18 protein-coding genes are annotated in these 17324 nt (G+C 36.0%); 13 read left to right on the forward strand and 5 right to left on the reverse strand.

Features of this window, described 5'->3' with window-relative positions; all coding sequences use genetic code 11:
- Nucleotides 1-27: 27 nt before the first annotated feature.
- Together JJJ02_RS09125 and JJJ02_RS09130 are read right to left on the reverse strand one after the other, a co-directional pair.
- The gene (locus tag JJJ02_RS09125; protein WP_111716169.1) at nucleotides 28-810 is read right to left on the reverse strand and encodes a TerC family protein; all 783 of its coding nucleotides are present in this window, start codon (nucleotides 808-810) and stop codon (nucleotides 28-30) included.
- Nucleotides 811-1155: 345 nt separating this feature from the next.
- Nucleotides 1156-1764 carry a DedA family protein gene (locus JJJ02_RS09130; protein ID WP_111716171.1) on the reverse strand — a complete coding sequence of 203 codons (609 nt, stop codon included), beginning with the start codon at nucleotides 1762-1764 and terminating at the stop codon, nucleotides 1156-1158.
- Between the two features lie 172 nt (nucleotides 1765-1936).
- On the opposite strand from JJJ02_RS09130, the gene JJJ02_RS09135 reads away from it, so the two are divergent.
- A complete protein-coding gene (locus tag JJJ02_RS09135) occupies nucleotides 1937-2296 on the forward strand; it encodes a hypothetical protein (protein ID WP_240838601.1) in 360 nt (119 codons plus the stop codon).
- 80 nt (nucleotides 2297-2376) lie between these two features.
- On the opposite strand, the gene deoD is transcribed toward JJJ02_RS09135, so the two are convergent.
- Nucleotides 2377-3093, reverse strand: a complete 717-nt coding sequence (gene deoD, locus JJJ02_RS09140) for a purine-nucleoside phosphorylase (protein WP_096077572.1) — start codon at nucleotides 3091-3093, stop codon at nucleotides 2377-2379.
- 56 nt (nucleotides 3094-3149) lie between these two features.
- Here deoD and JJJ02_RS13455 point away from each other — a divergent pair, with 56 nt between their 5' ends.
- Together JJJ02_RS13455 and JJJ02_RS09150 are read left to right on the forward strand one after the other, a co-directional pair.
- Entirely contained in the window at nucleotides 3150-3551 is a 402-nt protein-coding gene (locus JJJ02_RS13455; protein ID WP_396614739.1) for a PTS sugar transporter subunit IIC, read from the forward strand.
- Between the two features lie 15 nt (nucleotides 3552-3566).
- Nucleotides 3567-4559, forward strand: coding sequence for a D-2-hydroxyacid dehydrogenase (locus JJJ02_RS09150; protein WP_240838605.1), 993 nt, complete (start codon nucleotides 3567-3569; stop codon nucleotides 4557-4559).
- Between the two features lie 100 nt (nucleotides 4560-4659).
- Here the strand turns inward: JJJ02_RS09150 and modB are convergent, their stop codons facing one another.
- On the reverse strand, nucleotides 4660-5331 hold the full coding sequence (gene modB / locus JJJ02_RS09155) for a molybdate ABC transporter permease subunit (protein WP_239242093.1): 672 nt from the start codon (nucleotides 5329-5331) through the stop codon (nucleotides 4660-4662).
- Nucleotides 5332-5620: 289 nt separating this feature from the next.
- Here modB and JJJ02_RS09160 point away from each other — a divergent pair, with 289 nt between their 5' ends.
- From JJJ02_RS09160 to JJJ02_RS09185, 6 genes are all read left to right on the forward strand, one after another.
- Complete coding sequence (locus JJJ02_RS09160; protein ID WP_240838607.1) at nucleotides 5621-6220, forward strand: C39 family peptidase; 600 nt, start codon at nucleotides 5621-5623, stop codon at nucleotides 6218-6220.
- A 10-nt stretch (nucleotides 6221-6230) separates the two neighbouring features.
- Nucleotides 6231-7373: an acyl-CoA dehydrogenase family protein gene (locus JJJ02_RS09165; RefSeq protein ID WP_239242090.1), complete on the forward strand. Its 1143-nt coding sequence runs from the start codon at nucleotides 6231-6233 to the stop codon at nucleotides 7371-7373.
- Nucleotides 7374-7505: 132 nt separating this feature from the next.
- Nucleotides 7506-8435 (forward strand): ABC transporter substrate-binding protein, encoded by a 930-nt coding sequence (locus JJJ02_RS09170; RefSeq protein WP_240838610.1) that lies wholly within the window; start codon nucleotides 7506-7508, stop codon nucleotides 8433-8435.
- 121 nt (nucleotides 8436-8556) lie between these two features.
- Nucleotides 8557-9108, forward strand: coding sequence for a biotin transporter BioY (locus tag JJJ02_RS09175; RefSeq protein ID WP_240838612.1), 552 nt, complete (start codon nucleotides 8557-8559; stop codon nucleotides 9106-9108).
- A gap of 130 nt (nucleotides 9109-9238) precedes the next feature.
- Nucleotides 9239-9580 carry a hypothetical protein gene (locus JJJ02_RS09180; RefSeq protein ID WP_240838615.1) on the forward strand — a complete coding sequence of 114 codons (342 nt, stop codon included), beginning with the start codon at nucleotides 9239-9241 and terminating at the stop codon, nucleotides 9578-9580.
- The gene (locus JJJ02_RS09185) at nucleotides 9555-9842 is read left to right on the forward strand and encodes a hypothetical protein (protein ID WP_239242082.1); all 288 of its coding nucleotides are present in this window, start codon (nucleotides 9555-9557) and stop codon (nucleotides 9840-9842) included. The genes JJJ02_RS09180 and JJJ02_RS09185 overlap by 26 nt, the downstream gene beginning before the upstream one ends.
- Nucleotides 9843-9877: 35 nt before the next feature.
- Here the strand turns inward: JJJ02_RS09185 and fdhD are convergent, their stop codons facing one another.
- Nucleotides 9878-10669: a formate dehydrogenase accessory sulfurtransferase FdhD gene (gene fdhD, locus JJJ02_RS09190; RefSeq protein WP_240838618.1), complete on the reverse strand. Its 792-nt coding sequence runs from the start codon at nucleotides 10667-10669 to the stop codon at nucleotides 9878-9880.
- Between the two features lie 191 nt (nucleotides 10670-10860).
- Between fdhD and JJJ02_RS09195 the strand changes: the two genes are divergently transcribed.
- Genes JJJ02_RS09195 through narI form a run of 4 tightly spaced genes read left to right on the forward strand, consistent with a single transcriptional unit; the run spans nucleotide 10861 to nucleotide 17313 of the window.
- Nucleotides 10861-14535: a nitrate reductase subunit alpha gene (locus JJJ02_RS09195; protein WP_255724835.1), complete on the forward strand. Its 3675-nt coding sequence runs from the start codon at nucleotides 10861-10863 to the stop codon at nucleotides 14533-14535.
- Entirely contained in the window at nucleotides 14525-16075 is a 1551-nt protein-coding gene (gene narH / locus JJJ02_RS09200; protein ID WP_111716195.1) for a nitrate reductase subunit beta, read from the forward strand. The genes JJJ02_RS09195 and narH overlap by 11 nt, the downstream gene beginning before the upstream one ends.
- Nucleotides 16068-16646, forward strand: a complete 579-nt coding sequence (narJ, locus tag JJJ02_RS09205) for a nitrate reductase molybdenum cofactor assembly chaperone (RefSeq protein ID WP_240838620.1) — start codon at nucleotides 16068-16070, stop codon at nucleotides 16644-16646. Before narH ends, narJ begins: the two co-directional genes overlap by 8 nt.
- Complete coding sequence (narI, locus tag JJJ02_RS09210) at nucleotides 16639-17313, forward strand: respiratory nitrate reductase subunit gamma (protein ID WP_086037887.1); 675 nt, start codon at nucleotides 16639-16641, stop codon at nucleotides 17311-17313. The genes narJ and narI overlap by 8 nt, the downstream gene beginning before the upstream one ends.
- The last annotated feature ends 11 nt before the right edge of the window (nucleotides 17314-17324 follow it).

The raw sequence follows: 17324 nt of genomic DNA on the forward strand, positions 1-17324 counted from the left end.
TTATATTATTCAGATACGTAGTGATCATTAATGTTGATGACTTTGTCCACGTTTACTTGTAACAAAACCAATCACTAAGATTGAAAGTAATACCCCCCAGAAGATCAGTTGCCATTGTAATGAGTGAGGGAAGTCATGAGGTAATACATGAATCGATTCATGTGCTAATACAAGCACGACAAGTTTGATACCAATCCAGCCTACAATCGCAAATGCTGCAGCTTCAAGTCCAGGATATGTTTCCAGGATTTTAATGAAATATGTTGCGGCAAATCGCATTAACACAACGCCAAGCATACCTCCGATAAACATTACCGTAAACTGTCCAGCGTTCAGTCCCATGAAGTCAGGACCAACTTTAGGTAAAGTAACCGCGATTGCGATTGCAGCTAACATTGAATCAATCGCGAATGCGATATCTGCACCTTCAACTTTCAGAACAGTCATCCAGAAACCACTACCTTTAGGCATTGCTTCTTCTTCTGCAATATCAGGAACACTTTCATCATCGACATGGTTTTTCTTTTTGAAATAAGTATATAAACTCTTTATCGACATAAAGATTAGATATGCTGCACCAAGTGCTTGTATCTGCCAATACTTAGCTAAGAATGTAATAAAGAATAATGAGATAAATCTAAAGATAAATGCTCCCATTAAACCATAAAATAAAGCTTTCTTTCTTTGTTCTTCCGGTAAATGCTTTACCATTACCGCCATAACGATTGCATTATCTGCTGCGAGTAAACCTTCCAAAACGATTAAAACAATTACTACCCATGCATACGCCATTAAAATACTTGGATCCACTATAATTCCTCCTTAATTTTAATGAATATAAAAAGACCCATGCCAAATATATTGGCAAAGGTCTCACTGAACAGTAATTGTTCCATAACGCCGGAAGTTCCAAAACTTCGTAATGACGACGTTATGCTTAGGGTCTCCCCTTGAGCTACTCCCCTTCGACATAAGTCTTAGGATATTCATTTGTTGATTTATTCAAATTATGAATAAATATCATTAAAATCATCTTAACACAGAAATGTGTATAAAGCTATAATTTTATTTTATATGAATAATAATAGATGATGAGGATGATATATTTAATGCTGTTATAAACATTAAATGTTTAAAAATGAAGCATATAAATATTTAGTTTTTCTTTCTGCGATAGAGCCAGATAATGCCTCCGATAATGATAACCGCCATTAAAATATAAAACACATTAGAATAAAGATCGAAATAGTGGAGTACAACTTCCCAGTTCTGACCTAAAACCATACCAAGATATATTAAGACTGCATTCCAGATGAGTGTCCCGACTGTCGTATACAAAACGAATGGAACGATAGACATTTGACTCAAACCAGCAGGAATGGAAATTAAACTGCGAATCAAAGGGACAAATCGGCATAAAAATACTGCGGTATAGCCGTATTTGTGAAACCATTTATTTGCACTGTGTAAATCATGAATATCAAGACGCAATATAAAGCCGTATTTATCTACAATTTTTTCAATTCTTCTAAGACCAAGTATATGTCCGGCATAATAAAGAATAATAGCTCCGATAACTGCTCCAAGTGTTGAAGCGATAAGCATTCCTATGAATGTGAGTTTTGGAGACTGGTCAACCATAAAACCGCCAAATGTTAGAATTACTTCTGATGGGATAGGAGGAAAAACATTTTCAAGTAATATTAAAAAAAATACTCCAAAGTATCCAAACTGTTCCATAACTTTCATAATCCATTCCTGCATATCGTCACTCCAATAGTTTTAGTAAATACTATTTTAACGTAATGTAATATATAAATTCAAAATAAATGATAATTTTAAGCATAGTATTTAGATTTTTATTACAATTCACAATGATTACCAGGGGCTTTAAAGGGTATAAACAAATAAATGAAGAACTTTTAGGAGTGACATGATGAATCAATTTAGACAAATTACAACATCTGAATTATTCCCTACTGAACAATTGGGGCCAGAGATTTATGGGACTGTGCATTTTCAAGTCGGAGAGACATCTGAATTTAGTGGTGCATATATTACAACGAATGAAAGATTATTTATGAATGTCGATATGGGTGAGAAAGTTTATGAGCGTGTTGTAGGTTATAATGAAATGAATGATGCATCTATAACTGATGAAGGTGTGTTATTAGATTTTCATATGGGTGGTATCCCAATGACGAATATTACAAAAGGTGATGCACAGGAATTTGTGGACTTTGTAAACCAGCAAATTGAAAAAGTAAAAGAAAGACAGGATAACGTTTCAGAATAATAGTTTAAAAGCACCTTGATACATTTGTATCAAGGTGCTTTTAGCATAGATAAAAAAGTATTTTAGCATCTGTTTAAAGATTATTCTACGATTTCTAATGCAATTTCCATCATTTTTGTGAATGAAGTTTGACGTTCTTCAGGTGTAGTTTCTTCATGTGTTAATAGGTGATCACTTACTGTAAATATCCCTAATGCCTTCACATCTCCGCCAGCGTACGCTGCATTCATATAAAGACCAGCAGATTCCATTTCAACAGCTAAAATACCCATTGAACGCCATTTATCAGTAGCTTCTTTGTTAGCATTGTAGAAAATATCTGATGATAATACGTTACCAACGTGGTTTGGAACACCTTTTTCATCAGCTAATTGTTTTGCACGCGCTAATAAACTGTAATCAGCGATTGGCGCAAAGTGTCCTGGTAAACCATATTGAGCTACATAATTTGAATCAGTTGATGCACCTTGAGCGATGATTACATCGTATACATTAATACCTTCCTGCATTGCACCACATGAACCTACACGAATTAAGTTTTTAACACCGAATGTATGGATTAATTCATATGAATAAATACCGATTGATGGGATACCCATTCCTGTTCCCATAACTGAAATCTTTTTCCCTTTATACGTTCCTGTATAACCAAACATGTTACGTACTTCATTAAATTGAACGACATCTTCTAAATACGTTTCAGCGATAAACTTTGCACGTAATGGATCTCCTGGTAAAAGAATAGTTTCTGCGATTGGATTGTTTTCCGGTTTAATATGAGGTGTTGATTTAGACATAATGTAAGTCTCCTTTATATATAGTATTAATTTCAGTCTACAGAGTAATACAATTTATTTCAAGTCGCAGCGTGATAATATCATCATTCGTTGGTAGTGGTGCTGCAGTATTCCAGGATAAAGCGTGGATGTTAATAGGTATAGGGGACTTAATCAATACGATGTTAACAGCATCAGCTTCAGTCTTAATTATTTTATGGATTAAAGATAGATTAGGTTCATTGAATATCATCTTATTACCGATTATCGCCGGTGGATTAGCAGGATTTGGTTACTCTGGATTAGTTGGTCCGATTAATGCATTGAAGTTTATGGATGGAAATATAGGATTAAATTTAGGTATACTTGCATTAACTTATATTGTAATTCCTGTTATTACAGGATTAATCATGAATACTTTATGTCTTAAATTTAAAATATATAGTCCTGAAGTGTTCAAATTCCAATCTGGAGAATAAGGAGTGGACTGATGCATGAAAATATTAATGTTTGGTACTAGAGAAGACGAAAAAGAAGCAGCCTTAGCGTGGGCACAAAAAGAAAATGTTGAAGTAACTTTTAATGAAGGTCCATTAACAATGGAAACGGTAGATTTATTAGATGGATATGAGGCTGTGACAACGAGTCAGACAGCGCAATTTGATGATAGATTATATGAAATAGTAGCAAATAAAGGGATTAAGCAAATTGCACAACGTTCAGCAGGTTTCGATATGTTTGATTTAGATTTAGCTACACAACATGGATTAATCATTTCGAACGTACCAAGCTATTCGCCCAATGCAATTGCTGAATATGCAGTAACCGCAGCGATGAATATTATCAGAAATACTGAAAAGATTCAGCGTAAAGTAAGAGAGCATGACTTTACATGGAATAAAACGATTATTAGTAAAGAAATGCGTGCAATGACAGTGGCAATTATCGGTACAGGTCGAATTGGTAGTATTACAGGACGAATTCTTAACGGTTTTGGCGCGAAAGTGATTGGTTATGATTTGTATCCAAATGAAGATGCTAAAGCGTTCCTAACGTATACAGATACTTTAGAAGAAGCGGTGCGTCAGGCAGATTTAATTTCTATTCATATGCCACTTACAAAAGATAATACTTATATGTTCAACGCAGATTTATTCGCTAAAATGAAAGGCGGAGTCTATATCGTCAATACTGCACGTGGTGGTATTGTCGATACTAAAGCGTTACTTGATGCATTAAATTCAGGAAAAGTAGCTGCTGCTGCATTAGATACGTATGAAAATGAAGCGCCATACTTCCCAAAAGATTTCAGAGATAAAGAAATTGAAGATAAAGTATTGTTGGAGTTAATCGCACGTGAAGATGTACAAGTATCGCAGCATATTGCATTCTATACTGAAACAGCAGTTATGAATTTAGTTGAAGGTGGTTTAAATTCAGCGAAAGAAGTTGTAGAAACCGGCAGCTGTGAGAATAGAGTTAATTAATATAATTTAAAAATGAAAGAGACAAAATTTTGTCTCTTTCATTTTTTTAATTTTTATGATTTATAAGTTAAAGTACTTTCAATATTTCTTAAGAGAAAAACTATCTTCTAAGTAACTGTGTGGTCATCATCAACAGGAAAGAAAGTATGATCATAATTGCAACCCATCCCCAGGCAAGTGTCATATCATTATTATCTATAGCAACATAGATTGCTGTTGGCATTGTTTCGGTGATGCCTGGTATATTACCTGCAAATATAAGTGTGGCACCAAATTCACCGATCGCTCGGGCAAAGGATAATAAAATGCCTGTGAGCAAGGCCGGTTTAGCAAGCGGTAAGATGATATTTGAGTAGATTTGTCTTTTTCTTGCCCCGTCTACAACTGCAGCATTGATGATGGTTTGAGGTACTTGTTCGATACCTATTTTAAGGGATTGATACATGAGTGGCAGTGCGACAAGTGTTGATGCCAGAATAGCAGCATAGATTGTGAATATTATTGGTTGATTGAAGAGTTGTTCAATTAACTTTCCGATGATGCTTTTCTTCCCGAATAGTATTAGTAGTATGAACCCGACGACTGTTGGGGGTAAAACCATAGGCAGCATGATAAGGGATTCTAAAATAGATTTCCCTGGAAATGATCTGGTGCCTATAAAATAATGAAGCGTTATACCGATGATAAGACTAAGGAATGTTGCAACTGTAGCGACTTTTAATGAAATGAGAATCGGCGATAAAAATGTATCGCTAGTAATAAGTTGTTGCATTGCTACCCTCCTTATCTTTTCTTCCGGTTAGAGATTTAAGCTTATTATAGCACTATATATGTTTCCTGATAATAACACGATGGAGGGTAATGAAATGAAAAAGAATTAAAATTACTGCATGATTCTGCTTCATTTATTAAAGAAATTATTGCAAAAGCACAAAAAGTGAAATAGCCATTAATACATTATTAGAGAGACGAAAGTCTCTCTTTTTGTGTGAACAATATATTTGATTATTCATGGAATTTACTATTTAATTACAGATAAGAAGAGACAGGCGGCGATGATAATGAATAGATTAATACTTAACATTAAACCGAAGACACAGTGGTTTCCGCATTTTTATCTATTAGGATGTGAAGCAGTAGCAGTGTCGATGGGATTAAGATATAAAGGTGTTAAATTATCTGCAAGAAAGATTTTAGCTGAAATTCCGAAACATAAAACAAATCCTTTTAAAGGCTATGTTGGACCGAAACGCATCATCAAAACGGACCGGCATCAAACTGTCTTTCCGAACGTGATGGTGGATTATTTAAAACCCTATTATACAGCGCAAGATAGTACTGGAAAATCAATGGCAGAATTAGAACAAGCAATTTTGAATAATCACTCTGTCGTACTTTATGCCACACATTTTAAAGTTGATCCGATTTTAAGAGAATTTAAAGTTGAAGGACGAAAACTTGAATTTGTATCGAACATACATATTACTTTACTTGTAGGTATGGATGATACATTTTATTATATGATAGATCCACTATGGGCAAAATTTGGATGGATTAAACTTCCGGCACTTTTTCCGATGAAACAACAATTAATAAAAGTGAAAAGAAAAACATTAGAGAAAAGATACGAGAATGCAGGTCGAATGAGTATTATTATTTGAGGTGAGTGAAGTGGAAGAAACATTGTTTTTAGAGACAGAATTAGAAAGAAAATGGCGTGATCTATTTCATCAGAATAGAGAATGGATTGAGAAGCGTGCACGAGATGCAGATCTTTATGCTGAACTCAACCATGAATTAATAGACTGGCTCATAGCACACGATTATCACAAATTAACACTTCCTTCAGAACATGGTGGTATGGGTGCTAATATTAAAGAACTGATTTATATACAAGCGCAACTCGCACAGCTCGATGAATCAACGGCATTATCGATTGGATGGCATCTTGGTATTGTAGGTGAAGTGTTTGAAGGTGATTTATGGTCTGAAGCAATGATGACTGAATTTATTGATGATATTCATAACGGTGCCATAACGAATCGCATTGTGTCAGAAAGTGAGATGGGTAGTCCTACAAGAGGTGGTAAACCACGTACGAATGCGCAACTCATCGATGATAAATACGTGATAAACGGTACGAAAACATTCGCTTCTATGAGTGAACGACTTACACATTTTATTGTAGGTGCCTTTGATCCTGAACTTAAAGCGATGTGCTTTTATTATGTACCGAGTCATTTAGAAGGTATTGAAATTGTGAAGACTTGGGATATGGTAGGCATGCGTGCGACAGCGAGTCACGATATTATCTTTAATAATGTTACGATACCAAAAAAATATTTGTTGGAAGTAAATCGTGAACGTCGACCGAATGCATGGTTAATGCATATCCCTGCCATTTATCTCGGTATGGCAGAGCGCGCTGTAGATGAAGCGGTAAACTTCAGCATGCACTATCAACCAAATTCTATCGATACATCTATTTCTGAGATTCCGCATATTCAGGATAAAATAGCAAAAATGGAAATATTAAATATGCAATCACGTCACTTTATCTATCATGCGTGTGATATGCATTTAGCAGGTAAAACAGATGGCTTAGGGGAAACATTTGGGCTCGCAAAATATATTGTCGTCAATAATGGACTACAAGTAATCGATTTAAGTATGCGTATTTTCGGTGCGAAAAGCTTAGAGCAAACACGTGTGATGGAACGATTATATCGCTCAATGCGCGCTGGTCTGCATAATCCACCGATGGATGATGCTGTAGAAAGAATGATAGTGAATAAAATATTGCGTGAAGCATAGACTTGGATACCCAAGTCTATGCTTTTTGTGTAAAATTGACATATTTTAATTTGAAAATAACATTTGATTAATTTCTGAAACCATTTATAATTAAATGGTATTGATAATCAATCTCAATTAGGGGGATGGAAAATGAAAAAGTTTTTAGCGTTGTTAATCGCATGCATTATGGTTCTTGCAGCATGTGGTGGTACGAGTGATAAAAAAGAAACAAAAGATACTTCAGGGAAAGCAGAAATGCTAGATTTCAAATTAGATAATGGTAAGACAATCAAGATTCCGAAAGAACCGAAACGAATCGTAGTAATGGGCGCAAGTTATGTCGGAAATCTATTAGATTTAGGTGTTAAACCAGTAGGTGCTGATCAATATGCATTCCAATCAGATATTTTAAAAACTAAATTAAAAGGTGTAGAAAAATTAAATGCGGGTGAAATCGAAAAAATTATTAAATTGAAACCAGACTTAATCTTAACGTTCGATACAGATAAGGACAATTCAAAATATGCTAAAATCGCACCAACAATTCCTTTTACTTATACTAAGCATGGCTATCTAGATGTACATGAATTATTAGGTAAAATTGTTGGTAAAGAAAAAGAAGCGAAAGCTTTTGTGAATCAATGGAAAGAAGAAACGAAAAAAGATGGTGAAGAAATTAAAAAACATTTAGGAGACGATAAAACGTATTCTATCTTCCAATTCTTCCAAAAAGAAATATATGTATACGGAGATAACTGGGGTCGTGGTTCAGAAATTATCTATCAGGCTTTTGATTTAAACATGCAGGATAAAGTTACGAAAGACGTTAAACCTACTGGCTGGAAAAAAGTTTCTGCTGAAAGCTTAGGCGATTACGCAGGAGATATCGTACTTGTTTCTAGTGATACAGGAAAAATTTCAAATACAGTAACTGAGTCTAAAGTGTGGAAAAACATGGATGCTGTTAACAATAATAAAGTCGTACAATATGATGCGGAAGATTTCTGGTTCAATGATCCAATTTCTTTAGAGCATCAAAGAAAAGTATTAAAAGAAGCATTATTAAAATTAGAAAAATAAATTATTTCAAGCTAGCTGAGACTAATGTCTCAGCTTTTTTTAAGACGATTGTAAACTTATTATTTATTTAGGTTAACGCTATTGCTATAATAAGATTATTCTGTCAGAAAAGAGGAAGATTATGAAAACAAAAGATTTGGTCATTGTCGGCAAGTTTACTGCATTAATTGCTGTGTTAGGTTTATTACCGCCAATAAGTATTCCAGGTATCCCAGTTCCATTCACATTTCAGAATTTAGGTTTTATTTTAGCGGGTTGTTTACTGGGTAGTCGATTAGGAGGGTTATCTGTTCTTATCTTTACAATCTTAGTAGCTATTGGACTACCAGTTTTGTCAGGTGGACGTGGTGGTTTTGCTTTATTTTTTGGTCCGACTGGAGGTTATATTCTTTCATTCACACTCATTGCTTTTTTAATCGGATTATTTGTTGAACGTATGAAGTCTCCAAAAGTGTGGCAAGTGTTTCTGATTAATGCATTAATTGGTGCATTTTTATGTAATTTAATTGGTGGTACGTTTATGGCATTTAATTTAAAGCAGGATTTATTCACTGCGCTTAAATCAGTGATGTTATTTATCCCTGGTGATTGTATAAAAGCACTGATTGCAGCAATACTTGCGGTAAAATTACGTAATAACCCATCTATTCAAAAAAGTTTACGCATAAATTAATATGCGTAAACTTTTTTTCTTGTATAGAAAAGGAAATATTACATTATACATGTTAATATGATGATAATCATATACATATTTACGTTTTTCCTATGATTTAAGAAATATATATAAGAGAGTGGGAAATAAATTGGAAACGATAGCAATGCGATTTTCTCGTAAAGATGTGGAATTAATGAATGGAAAAGATTTTAGAGTACCTGATGTGTTATTGATAAAGCCATGGTATGTTTCAAGATTCCATCAGGAAAGAAAAAGTTGTCAGCATATTAAACAGTTGATTACACAAAACCAACTAGAAGTAGAAAAAACGTATGCTGTAAAAATTAAGCTGATAGATCAGAGAAAGATTAAACATGTGGATCAATATACATACGAATTAAATTATTATTTTGATGATGTACTGAAAGCAACGGTGATATCAACTTATATAGAAGAGGTGTCTCATGCAGTTTCAAATCACATTGGATGAATTAAAACAATACCGAGATGCAGTTGCTGAAGATTCGGATGACGCATTAATAGAAAAGAAAGTACCTGGCAATTTAGTGATGCATAAAGTGATAACATTACTCAATGTTCCTGAAGTGATTTCTAACCAGGCAACGTTCAAAAATGAGGTGTTTGTAGACGAACGACTATTCCTTGATCTATTTCAGGCAAACGACGTGATTGAATATAAAGTGACATATGGCAGGCAGCTAAAGTTAGCTGGTACGATTCAATTAAAATAAAGTAGAGGACTTAATGATTAAGTCCTCTACTTTATTTATTCAGTTATTATTCTTTCAGGATGACTGTAAACATTAAAAGTATCATTTCGTACAAAACCTACAGCAGTAATATTTAAGTCTTCAGCAAGTCCTATTGCTAAATCGGTAGGTGCAGATTTACTTAATATTATACCGACCCCAATTTTAGAAGCTTTTATTAAAATTTCTGAAGATATTCTGCCAGAAAAGATGAGTATTTTATCTTTTATTGAGATGTTATTTAATATACAGTGCCCGTACAGTTTGTCGAGTGCATTATGGCGACCGATATCATTGCGGTGTAAGTAGAAATCTTGTCCATCACTGAGTGCAGCATTGTGCAGACCACCAGTCACTTTAAAATCTGTACTTTGACTTTGCATCGTATGCATCAAATGAAAGATTTCATCAGGTTTGATTGAACGTGTTGTCGTAGCAACTTTTGACGTTTTCATATCATTGACAAAATAAAACTGGCGACTTTTACCACAGCAAGAACTAATCATGCGTTTTGTAAATTGACTTTGTGTTGTATCCACTTCATGCGCTAATTCGATATGACATAATCCTTTAGCATCATCAAGATGAAAATTTTTTATGTCACTATGTTTTCTGATAACGCCTTCAGATGCTAGGAAACCCATCGTAAGTTCTCTTAAATACTTCGGTGTACATACAATTGTAGCGAATTCCTCTTTATTCACATATAACGTCAATGGAAATTCATTCGCAATTGAATCCTCAACATTTATAAATTTTCCATCTATATATTTCATCATTTTTTTATGTTGATATACTTCATGACTCATTCAATCAACTCCTATATACATATTATATTACAGTACATTTTAAAATTATATGTTGTAATTGACTTGCTCCTACAATTGTTTGTTCTAGGGATTACCCTACATGCTTAGGGAAATCCCCAATAGTAATCATTTGTGAAACGTTTCATAATCTATGGTAAGAGGGCAAAACTGCAATTAAAGGAGTGTTATGAATGGCAATTGGTACGGGATTACGTTTTTTTAAACCTACAGAAAGATTTAATGGCAATTGGTCAGTTTTAGAAGAGAAGAGTCGTGAATGGGAGAAAATGTATAGACAACGCTGGAGCCACGATAAGGTAGTACGTACGACACACGGGGTAAACTGTACAGGATCATGTTCATGGAAAGTGTTTGTGAAAAACGGCATTATCACTTGGGAAAATCAACAAATTGATTATCCTTCATGTGGTCCTGATATGCCTGAATTTGAACCACGTGGTTGTCCGCGTGGCGCATCATTCTCATGGTACGAATATTCACCATTACGTATTAAGTTTCCATATGTACGTGGTGTATTATGGCGCCTTTGGCAACAAGCTTTAGAAGAACACGGAGACCCTGTTCGTGCTTGGCAATCAATCGTTGAAAATCCAGAAAAAGCACGTAGCTATAAGCAGGCACGTGGTATGGGCGGACATGTCCGTGTCAATTGGAGAGAAGTGACGCAACTGATCGCATCTCAATTGATTTACACAATCAAGAAATATGGCCCAGACCGTATCGCAGGTTTTACGCCGATTCCAGCAATGAGTATGATCAGTTACGCAGCTGGGGCACGTTTCATCTCTTTACTTGGTGGAGAAATGTTATCATTCTACGATTGGTATGCTGATTTACCACCAGCATCACCACAAATTTGGGGTGAACAAACAGATGTACCTGAATCAAGTGACTGGTACAATGCAGGATATATTATTATGTGGGGTTCTAACGTACCATTAACACGTACGCCAGATGCTCACTTTATGACTGAAGTTCGATACAAAGGGACGAAAGTGGTTTCTGTAGCACCAGACTATGCTGAAAACGTAAAATTCGCAGATAACTGGTTAGCACCAAACCCAGGTACAGATGCTGCTCTTGCACAAGCAATGACGCACGTTATTTTAGATGAGTTCTATGAACAAAGACAAGAACCGATGTTTATTAACTACGCAAAACAATACACAGATATGCCTTTCTTAATAATGTTAGATGAACATGAAGATACTTTAAAAGCAGGCCGTTTCTTACGTTCAAGTGATTTAGGTGACACAAGTGAACATAGCGAATGGAAACCTGTGGTGTTCGATGATATTTCCAAGCAAATCGTTGTACCGAATGGAACAATGGGACAACGTTGGGAAAAAGATGTGAAATGGAATATTAAATTAGAAACAGCAGATGGTACAAAAATTGATCCATCAATGACGATTAAAGATAATGAATATGAAGTTGTTGAAATTGTCTTCCCGTTCTTTGATAACGCAGGCAACGGTACATTCAAACGTCCGATTGCTGCGAAGAAAGTAACATTAGCAAATGGAGAAATAAAATACGTTGCAACGATTTACGATTTAATGTTATCTCAATACGGTGTTAATCGATTCAATACGAATTTAGAAGCGAAAGGTTATGACGATGAAACTTCAATCTACACACCAGCATGGCAATTAAAAGTAGCAGGCGTTAAACCTTCAGTTGTGGTCCAAATTGCACGTGAATTTGCACAAAACGCAATTGATACTGGTGGCCGCTCGATGATTATCATGGGTGCAGGTATAAACCACTGGTTTAACTCAGATACGATTTACCGTTCAGTATTAAACTTAGTAACACTTTGTGCAACGCAAGGTGTAAACGGTGGAGGTTGGGCACATTATGTTGGTCAGGAAAAATGTCGTCCAATTGAAGGCTGGTCAACAATCGCATTCGCAAAAGACTGGTCAGCACCACCACGTCTACAAAATGCGACAAGTTGGTTCTACTTTGCGACAGACCAATGGAAATATGAAGAAGCGGGTGTAGATACTTTAACATCTCCATTAGCTGAAAACGTAAAATATACGCACCCAGCAGATTACAACGTATTAGCTGCACGTTTAGGATGGTTACCATCATATCCACAGTTCGATAAGAATAGTCTGTTATTCGGTGAAGATGCACGTGACGCTGGTAACTTCACGAATGAAGAAGTATTAAAACGTGCTGTTGAATCTGTAAAATCACGTGAAACAAAATTTGCAGTAGAAGATCCGGACGCGAAACAAAACCACCCGAAAACTTTATTCGTATGGCGTTCAAACTTAATTTCGAGTTCAGCGAAAGGGCAAGAGTACTTTATGAAGCATTTATTAGGTACGAAACACGGCTTACTTGCAGAACCAAATGAACGAGAGAAACCAGAAGAAATCACATGGAGAGAAGATACTGAAGGTAAATTAGATTTACTTGTAGCACTTGATTTCCGTATGACAACAACACCTTTATATGCAGATGTTGTATTACCGGCAGCAACATGGTACGAAAAACATGACTTATCTTCAACAGATATGCATCCATTCGTACATCCGTTCAATCCAGCTGTTGACCCACTTTGGGAATCTAGAAGTGACTGGGATATTTACAAATCTATCGCGAAGACATTCTCTGAAATGTCAGAACGTCATTTACCAGGTACGTTTAAAGATGTCGTAACAGCACCACTTGCACATGATTCACAACAAGAAATTTCAACACCGATGGGTATTGTCAAAGATTGGACAAAAGGCGAAGTAGAACCGATTCCAGGTAAGACGATGCCAGGATTTGCAGTCGTCGATAGAACATATACAGATGTATATGATAAATACGTGTCTGTTGGACCATTACTTGAAAATGGTAAAGTCGGCGCACACGGTGTTGCGTTCAGCGTTAAAGAACAATACGATGAGTTACGTTCAATGGTAGGCACTTACGAAGATGATACAGTAAAGAATGGTAAGCCGAGAATTGATACAGCGAAACGTGTTGCAGATGTTATCTTAAATGTATCGTCTGCAACGAACGGTCAAGTATCTCAAAAATCATATGCTGATTTAGAAGAACAGACAGGTATGGAATTAAAAGATATTTCAGCAGAACGTGCAGCAGAAAAAATTACATTTGCAAATATTACTGCACAACCACGTGAAGTAATTCCAACAGCTGTGTTCCCGGGCTCTAATAAATTAGGTCGTCGTTATTCACCATTTACAACAAATATTGAACGACTAGTACCTTTTAGAACGTTAACTGGACGTCAAAGTTACTACATCGATCATGAAGTATTCCAGCAACTTGGTGAAGCTTTACCAGTGTATAAACCAACTCTGCCACCTATGGTATTCGGTACGAAGGATAAACAGATTAAAGGTGGCGTAGATAGTTTAGTGTTACGTTACTTAACGCCCCACGGTAAATGGAATATTCATTCAACATACCAGGATAACCTTCACATGTTAACTTTATTCCGTGGTGGTCCAACGGTTTGGATCAACAACGAAGATGCAGCAAGTCATGAAATTTATGATAATGACTGGTTAGAAGTTTACAACAGAAATGGTTTAGTGACAGCACGTGCGGTTGTTTCTCACCGTATGCCACGTGGCACAATGTTTATGTATCATGCACAAGATAAACATATTCAAACACCAGGGTCAGAAATTACAGATACACGTGGAGGCTCACATAACGCACCGACACGTATTCACTTAAAGCCAACGCAACTTGTTGGTGGATATGCGCAAATTAGTTATGGATTCAACTACTACGGACCAATCGGAAACCAACGTGATGTTTACGTTGCTGTTCGTAAGATGAAGGAGGTTGATTGGCTTGAAGATTAAAGCTCAAGTTGCAATGGTGATGAATTTAGATAAATGTATCGGCTGTCATACATGTAGTGTGACATGTAAGACGACATGGACAAATCGTCCGGGTGCTGAATATATGTGGTTTAACAACGTAGAAACGAAACCGGGTATCGGTTATCCAAAACGTTGGGAAGATCAGGAGCAATATAAAGGTGGATGGCAATTGAGTCGTAAAGGAAAGTTAGAGCTGAAATCTGGTTCTAAACTTTCTAAGATTGCCTTAGGTAAGATCTTCTATAATCCTGATATGCCGGAAATGAAAGATTACTATGAACCATGGACGTATAATTATGCTGATTTAACGAATGCAAAAGAGAAAAAGCACTCTCCGGTTGCTCGTGCAGAATCACTAGTTACAGGTAAGAAAATGGATTTAGAATGGGGACCAAACTGGGAAGATGATTTAGCAGGTGCTCATATTACTGGTCCAACTGACCCGAACATTGAAAAAATCGAAGAAGAAATCAAATTTAATTTTGAACAGACGTTTATGATGTATTTACCGCGTTTATGTGAACACTGTTTAAATCCAAGTTGTGTCGCAAGTTGTCCGAGTGGTGCAATGTATAAACGTGATGAAGATGGTATTGTCCTTGTAGATCAGGATGCATGTCGCGGATGGCGCTATTGTATGACCGGTTGTCCTTACAAAAAGGTTTACTTCAACTGGAAAACGAATAAAGCAGAAAAATGTACATTCTGTTTTCCACGTGTTGAAGCTGGTCTTCCGACAGTATGTTCCGAAACTTGTACTGGTCGTATGCGTTACTTAGGGGTGTTACTGTATGATGCAGATAAAGTATTAGAAGCAGCATCAGTTACAGATGAAAAAGATTTATATCAATCTCAACTTGATTTATTCCTAGATCCGTTTGATCCAGAAGTAATTGCGCAAGCTGAACGTGATGGCATAAGTCAGGAATGGATTGAAGCAGCACAAAATTCACCAGTATATAAATTAGCAATTGAATATAAATTAGCATTCCCATTACATCCTGAGTATCGTACATTACCAATGGTTTGGTATTGCCCGCCACTTAGTCCGATTATGAACTACTTTGAAGGAAAGGATTCAATTAAGAATCCGGATATGATTTTCCCGGCCATTGAAGAAATGCGTTTACCAATTCAATATTTAGCGAATATGCTGACAGCAGGAGATGCTGAAACAGTGAAGCGCGCATTACAAAAAATGGCGATGATGCGTAGTTATATGAGAGCTATTTCAAGCGGTAAAGATTTCGATGAATCAAGACTTGATCGTGTTGGTTTAACAGCACAACAAGTAAAAGCAATGTATCGCTTACTTGCGATTGCTAAACATGAAGATCGTTTCGTCGTTCCGACATCACATAAAGAAGGTTATGTAAATACGTATAGCGCTCAAGGTGGCGAAGGTTATACAAGTGACAACTTCGGAGCAGATTGTGATGGTTGTGGACCAGTACCAGCTGGTAAATCAGGAAAAGAAGTGTATGAAGATAACTTCTACGGAGGCATTTGGCGTGATTGATTTAAATAAATTATACGAGTATAAAAAGTCATTCGGATTTTTTAGCCACCAGCTCGTTTATCCTGAAAAATTAAACTTCCATCCTAAAGCTTTTGAAGGTGTGTTTGACAACGATCATCCAGCTTATGAAGCGGTCAATCAATACTGGAAAGATATGCATGAAATTAGTCTGTCAGAAATACAGGAAGTCTATACTTCTACGTTTGATTTCGAGAAAAAAACGACATTATATATGACATTTGTGAAGTTCGAAGATAAAAAAGAACGCGGACAAATGCTTGCACGATTAAAAGTATTATATGAAATGTTCGGTTTAGAAATGCCGTCATCTGAGTTATCGGATTTCTTACCTTTAATGTGTGAATTTATTTATGCAGCTGAATGGCGTGGGGATGATCGCGCTGAAGAAAGTATGCAGCTAGTACTTATGGTCATTGAAGACGGTACTTATAATTTGCTCGGTGCATTAGAGAAAATTCAAAGTCCATACTACAATTTAATCCTTGCTATTCGTGAAACTTGTAAAGCGTGTCTATCAATAGACGATAAAGAGGTGACATCACATGCTTAGTCAATTACTATGGGTAATCTTTCCATACGCATGTATTGCTATATTTATTATCGGTCATATTTTCCGTTTTAAGTATGATCAGTTCTCATGGACTGCGAAGTCAAGTGAGTTTGTAGAAAAGAAACAACTGATGTGGGGAAGTATTTTATTTCATTTAGGTATTATTCCGGTTATAATGGGCCACATTGTCGGGCTTGGAATTCCTGCAAACTGGTTAAGAGCAATAGGTATAAATGATCATATTTATCATATCGGAGCGGTATACATTGGAAGTATTTTTGGTATTGTAACGCTTATCGGTATGTTATTATTGACAGCAAGACGGATTACGAATCAAAATGTAAGGCATTTAAGTTCTGCATCAGATATATTAGTAAACTTATTGTTATTGTTGATTGTATTCTTAGGTTGTTATTCAACAATCGTAACGAATGCTACAACACCAGATTTTGATTATCGTGCGACCATTTCAGAATGGTTTAGAGGGTTGTTAATTCTTAGACCTCAAGCAGAATTTATGCTAAATGTACCACTAGCATTCAAACTGCATGTCATCTCTGGATTTTTAATTACAGCACTATGGCCATTCACACGACTCGTTCATGTGTGGAGTGTACCAGTAAACTATGTAGGTCGTAGTCATATTATTTATCGTAAACATAGATAACGGTTAGGAGA

The organism is Macrococcus sp. PK (assembly GCF_022501545.1).
Taxonomy (GTDB): domain Bacteria; phylum Bacillota; class Bacilli; order Staphylococcales; family Staphylococcaceae; genus Macrococcoides; species Macrococcoides epidermidis.

Coding starts and splice junctions, on each gene's coding strand:
- JJJ02_RS09170 (WP_240838610.1), top strand. CDS start 7,506: ATGAAAAAGTTTTTAGCGTTGTTAATCGCATGCATTATGGTTCTTGCA.
- JJJ02_RS09195 (WP_255724835.1), top strand. CDS start 10,861: ATGGCAATTGGTACGGGATTACGTTTTTTTAAACCTACAGAAAGATTT.
- modB (WP_239242093.1), bottom strand. CDS start 5,331: ATGCAACAACTTATTACTAGCGATACATTTTTATCGCCGATTCTCATT.
- JJJ02_RS09130 (WP_111716171.1), bottom strand. CDS start 1,764: ATGCAGGAATGGATTATGAAAGTTATGGAACAGTTTGGATACTTTGGA.
- JJJ02_RS09160 (WP_240838607.1), top strand. CDS start 5,621: ATGAATAGATTAATACTTAACATTAAACCGAAGACACAGTGGTTTCCG.
- JJJ02_RS09135 (WP_240838601.1), top strand. CDS start 1,937: ATGAATCAATTTAGACAAATTACAACATCTGAATTATTCCCTACTGAA.
- deoD (WP_096077572.1), bottom strand. CDS start 3,093: ATGTCTAAATCAACACCTCATATTAAACCGGAAAACAATCCAATCGCA.
- narI (WP_086037887.1), top strand. CDS start 16,639: ATGCTTAGTCAATTACTATGGGTAATCTTTCCATACGCATGTATTGCT.
- JJJ02_RS09185 (WP_239242082.1), top strand. CDS start 9,555: ATGCAGTTTCAAATCACATTGGATGAATTAAAACAATACCGAGATGCA.
- JJJ02_RS09150 (WP_240838605.1), top strand. CDS start 3,567: ATGAAAATATTAATGTTTGGTACTAGAGAAGACGAAAAAGAAGCAGCC.
- fdhD (WP_240838618.1), bottom strand. CDS start 10,669: ATGAGTCATGAAGTATATCAACATAAAAAAATGATGAAATATATAGAT.
- JJJ02_RS09175 (WP_240838612.1), top strand. CDS start 8,557: ATGAAAACAAAAGATTTGGTCATTGTCGGCAAGTTTACTGCATTAATT.